Source organism: Cupriavidus sp. HMR-1 (assembly GCF_000319775.1).
GTDB lineage: Bacteria > Pseudomonadota > Gammaproteobacteria > Burkholderiales > Burkholderiaceae > Cupriavidus > Cupriavidus metallidurans.
This window is the reverse complement of the sequence record NZ_ANKP01000122.1, coordinates 1-4,412: the sequence shown is the minus strand read 5'-3', so window position 1 is coordinate 4,412 and position 4,412 is coordinate 1. Positions and strand designations below refer to the sequence as shown.

The 4,412-nt window shown below is 63.1% G+C and carries 5 protein-coding genes and 1 pseudogene; 3 read left to right on the top strand and 3 right to left on the bottom strand.

Annotation, left to right across the window (positions count from 1 at the left end; translation table 11 throughout):
* The 3 genes and pseudogenes from rph to D769_RS16395 form a co-directional block, all read right to left on the bottom strand.
* Positions 1-74: pseudogene (gene rph, locus D769_RS31870) on the bottom strand (ribonuclease PH); the annotation flags it as partial.
* 81 nt (positions 75-155) lie between these two features.
* Positions 156-1,070 carry a PP2C family serine/threonine-protein phosphatase gene (locus tag D769_RS16400; protein ID WP_008647048.1) on the bottom strand — a complete coding sequence of 305 codons (915 nt, stop codon included), beginning with the start codon at positions 1,068-1,070 and terminating at the stop codon, positions 156-158.
* A 41-nt stretch (positions 1,071-1,111) separates the two neighbouring features.
* Complete coding sequence (locus D769_RS16395; protein WP_008647046.1) at positions 1,112-2,173, bottom strand: serine/threonine-protein kinase; 1,062 nt, start codon at positions 2,171-2,173, stop codon at positions 1,112-1,114.
* A 219-nt stretch (positions 2,174-2,392) separates the two neighbouring features.
* Between D769_RS16395 and D769_RS16390 the strand changes: the two genes are divergently transcribed.
* The 3 genes from D769_RS16390 (at position 2,393) to rpoZ (ending at position 4,271) form a co-directional block, all read left to right on the top strand.
* A complete protein-coding gene (locus tag D769_RS16390) occupies positions 2,393-3,328 on the top strand; it encodes a YicC/YloC family endoribonuclease (protein ID WP_008647044.1) in 936 nt (311 codons plus the stop codon).
* A 4-nt stretch (positions 3,329-3,332) separates the two neighbouring features.
* Positions 3,333-3,983: a guanylate kinase gene (gmk, locus tag D769_RS16385; protein WP_008647042.1), complete on the top strand. Its 651-nt coding sequence runs from the start codon at positions 3,333-3,335 to the stop codon at positions 3,981-3,983.
* An 84-nt stretch (positions 3,984-4,067) separates the two neighbouring features.
* On the top strand, positions 4,068-4,271 hold the full coding sequence (gene rpoZ, locus D769_RS16380; RefSeq protein ID WP_006578656.1) for a DNA-directed RNA polymerase subunit omega: 204 nt from the start codon (positions 4,068-4,070) through the stop codon (positions 4,269-4,271).
* Positions 4,272-4,412 lie beyond the last annotated feature (141 nt).

Here is a 4,412-nt window from a genome sequence, read left to right as displayed (position 1 = left end):
TCGGCGTGGCGGGTGTACTGGCGGGTCAGGGTGATGGGTCGCAGCGCATCGGCTGCGCGTCCGCTGGGTCGCATGTGGAGTCTTTCGTCAGAATCGGGTGAGACCGCGATTCTAACGCCGGCGAGCCTTGCGTGCCTGCCGGGACCCCCGGCGCCTCAGCGCATCAGGTTGCTGGTCTTGTCGATCGCCGCGCGAATCTCGGCAATCGAGCGTTCGATTTCTTCCTCGGACAGCAGATCGGTCTCGCTGCCCGTGCGCTCGAGGATGGAGGTGGTGAACGCATTGAGCGGCAGGGTGTCGGTCAGCACCGCGTCGTCGTTCGGCACATTGGCGTCCGCTTCCCACATCATTGCGATGGCTGTGGTGTTATCGGCACCTTCGCCGGCGTTCGCAAGCGCCCGTTCAATCAGGTCAGGTATCGCATGGACCACCGAAAGATGGGTGACCTTGTCGACGATGATGTCTTCCTCAAGGCTGCCCCAGAGGCCGTCGGAGCACAGCAGCGCCACGTCTCCCGGGTTCAGCCGCACCGGGCCGCCGATGTCGATCAGCGGCAGGTTCGGCGAGCCGAGGCAGTTGTAGAGCTTGTTGCGTTCCGGGTGGTTGGCCACGTCCATCTGCAGCACGCGTTCCTGCTGCAGCAGATTCTCGATCTTCGAGTGGTCGCGCGTGCGGGTCAGCAGGGCGCCCTTGCGCATCAGGTAGAAGCGCGAGTCGCCGGCGTGCGCCCAGTGGATCTGGCCATGCTGGATCAGGCAACACACCACGGTGGTACGCGGGATATCGGCCAGCCGGTTGGCTTCGGCATAGCGATGGATCTCGCGATGCGCGAGCATGATCGTGTCCTGCAGAAAGTCGGCAGGATTCCGGATCGCAGGACGGGCCTGGGTCTGGAACTGACGCGCCAGCGTCTGCAAGGCCTGCTGCGCGGCAACTTCGCCGAGCGCGTGGCCGCCGAGGCCATCGGCCAGCACCATCAGCAGGGCGTCGCGCGTGAAGCAGTAGCCCATGCGGTCCTGGTTGATACGGCGGCCGCCCTTGCGGCTTTCCTGATAGACGGAGAATCGCATGTTGGCTTAGCGGAATGCGTTATGTTCGTGCCGGTTTGGCATCAGTTGCCGCCGTGGCCTGCCTCGGTGGCGGGCAGGGCCTTCTCTTCGCGGCGGCGCAGCAAGGTCATGAAACGGCTGGTGGCGTTCAGGCGCTCGGTGACGGGGCCTGCGGGATTGGCGGCCATGGCCGCAGCCGACTGCTCGCCCAGCGCGTTCGATTGGTCGCGCAGCTCCTTCTGCAGCCGGAACACGCTTTGCGGGCGCTCGGCCGGCGTCAGGCGCAGGCACCACTCGACCAGATCGACCAGTCCGTTCGTGTAGGTGGCGCGCAGCCGACCGAACGACTCGGTCATGCGGTCTTCCTTCTCACGCTGGTTGGCCTCCTGCGGCGGCATTCCGGCCATACAGGCATAGAGCGTGGCGCCCAGGCTGTAGATATCGGTCCACGGGCCGAGGTCCGTATGCTTGCCGTAGAGCTCGGGTGCCGCGAACCCCGGGGTGTACATCGGCTGGAAACGCGATGCTTCCATGGTCAGGATCTGCCGGGCCGCGCCGAAATCAAGCAGGATCGGCGATTCGTCCTCGCGCAGGTAAATGTTTCCCGGCTTGATGTCCAGATGAAGAAGCTTGTGGATATGCACTTCCCGCAGGCCGCTCATGAGGTCGTGGAATACCTTGCGGATAAACCGTTCGCGGAGGACTTTGGCCTTGCCCTGCTGCCGGGCCTGCAGGATATGCTCCTGCAGCGTCTTGCCCAACTCGTAGTTCATGACCATGTAGACCGTGGAATTCTCGCGGAAGAAATTCACCACGCGGACCACGCTGGGGTGCGAAATACGGGCCAGCGACCGTCCTTCCTCAAAGAAATACTTCAGGCCAAGGCGAAATGAGGCCACGTTCTCGTCCGGAACGACCGGGATCAGCTCGCCGGGACTGCGGCGGGCCAGTGACGACGGCAGGTATTCCTTGATGGCCACCGGGGCGCCCGTTTCGTCCGTGGCGAGGTAGACGAAACTGAACCCCCCACTGGCCAACTTCTTTACAATACGATAGTTGGCCAGCAGCGTGCCGATTGGCAGCGGCGCGCTCTTGGACTGGTTAGCGCCCTTGGACTCTGTCATAGGATTCGGGACCTTATTTGCTCCCGGATTCTCCGGGCTAATCGGTCACTTGTAAAGAATTCATTGGCGGGGACTGTTGCCAAATATCCGCGTTTTTCTGCCTCTGTTTTCTGTTGATTTTTCAGGCGATCCGCCTGCCCCCGATCCTTTCGGGGAGCCGGTCGCCGCGCCTTACCCGGCGTTTTTCGATTATTCGATTTTTTCGCGAGATTACCGACGATGATCCACAGCATGACAGGCTATGGCCTGGCCACGGGCCAGGCACCGCTCACCAACGCCCAGGGCGAACCGAGTGGCCGTACCGCGTCGGTTTCGGTGGAGTTCCGCACTGTCAATTCGCGCTTCCTCGACCTGCTGTTCCGTGCGCCGGAAGAGTGTCGCGCCTTCGAGCCGGCCCTGCGCGAGATGCTGATGGGCGAGCTGTCGCGTGGCAAGCTGGAGTGCCGCATCAACCTCCAGCGCACCGATACCGGCGGCGCCACGCTGGCGCTGAACCAGACGCTGCTCGATCAGATCCGTGCGCTCGAAGCCACCGTCGGGGCAACGTTTGCTTCGGCCGGCACGATGCGCATGGGCGAAATCCTGCGCTGGCCGGGCGTGCTGGTGGAACCCGAGTTGTCGCAGGAAGCCCTGCGCGATGCCGTGATGGGCGCCGCCCGCGAAGCGCTGAACCAGCTTCTGGAAGCCCGCCGCCGTGAAGGCGCGGCGCTCAAGGCCACGCTGGAGGAGCGGATCGACGCCATGCTGGCGATTGTCGAGCGCCTGACGCCGATGATTCCGCAGTTGATCGCCCACCACCAGGAAAAGTTGACCGAACGCCTGAAGGAGGCTTTCAACCTGGTCGCGCCGAACGGCATGCCGTCGATGAGCCGCGACGAGATTGCCGAGCGCATCCGCCAGGAAGCCACGGTCTACGGCATCCGCATCGACATCGCCGAAGAACTGGCGCGCCTGCAGACCCATCTCAACGAAACCCGGCATATCCTGAAGAAGGGTGGCCAGGTCGGTAAGCGGCTGGACTTCATGATGCAGGAGCTCAACCGCGAAGCGAACACGCTCGGCTCGAAAGCCGCCGCGAAGGAACTTGCCGATGCCTCGATGGAGCTCAAGCTCCTGATCGAGCAGATGCGCGAGCAGATTCAAAACCTCGAATAAGATCATGAGCGAAACGACCCACACCGCCATCGATACCGCCTATCCGGGCAACCTGTTCATGGTGGTGGCCCCGTCCGGGGCCGGCAAATCCACGCTGGTCAACGCGCTGCTGGCGCAGGACAAGGCAATCCGCCTGTCGATCTCGCACACCACGCGCGGTCCGCGTCCCGGTGAGCAGAACGGCCGCGAGTACCACTTCATCTCCGTGGACGAGTTCCGCGCTGCGCGCGATCGGGGCGAATTCCTGGAGTGGGCGGAAGTGCACGGCAATTACTACGCCACGTCCCGCGTCTGGATCGAGCAGCAGATGGCCCAGGGCACCGACGTGCTGCTGGAGATCGACTGGCAGGGCGCGCAGCAGGTGCACAAGCGGTTTTCGAATGCTGTCGAGATCTTCATCCTGCCGCCGTCGCTGACGGCGCTGGAAGAACGCCTCAAGAAGCGGGGCCAGGACGAGCCCAATGTGATCGTCCGCCGCCTGCTTGCCGCGGGTAGTGAGATGTCGCATGCATCGGAGTCCGATTACGTGATCATCAACGAGGTATTCGATGACGCGTTGAAGCAGCTGCAGAACGTCGTTCACGCGACCCGTTTGCGCTTTTCGTCGCAGAAAGCACGACACGCCGAGTTGTTCATCGAGCTCGGAATTCACTAAAGCAGGCGCGTGGCCGGAAGGTTCCGGCCGCGTGCTGTAAAATACCGGCCTGTCGAACAGGTTTCATCCCAAGGTGGATTTGATATGGCGCGTATTACCGTCGAAGATTGTCTGAAACACATCCCGAACCGCTTCGAGCTCGCTCTCGCCGCGACGTACCGTGCACGTCAGCTCGTGCAGGGCCACACGCCCAAGGTCGAGGCAAAGGACAAGCCCACTGTGGTGGCGCTCCGCGAGATCGCATCGGGCCAGGTTGGCATCGAGATGCTGAAGAAGGTACCGACCTGATTGCCGGGACGGCCTGTGGTTCATCGTCGCTTCGCATATATGCGCTTTCAGCCGCGCGTTCCGCTGAATGACAGGGGCCGTCCCCATGACTTTCCCGCCGCCCGATCCTGCCGTTGCTCCGCCCGCCGAACCGGCGTCGCG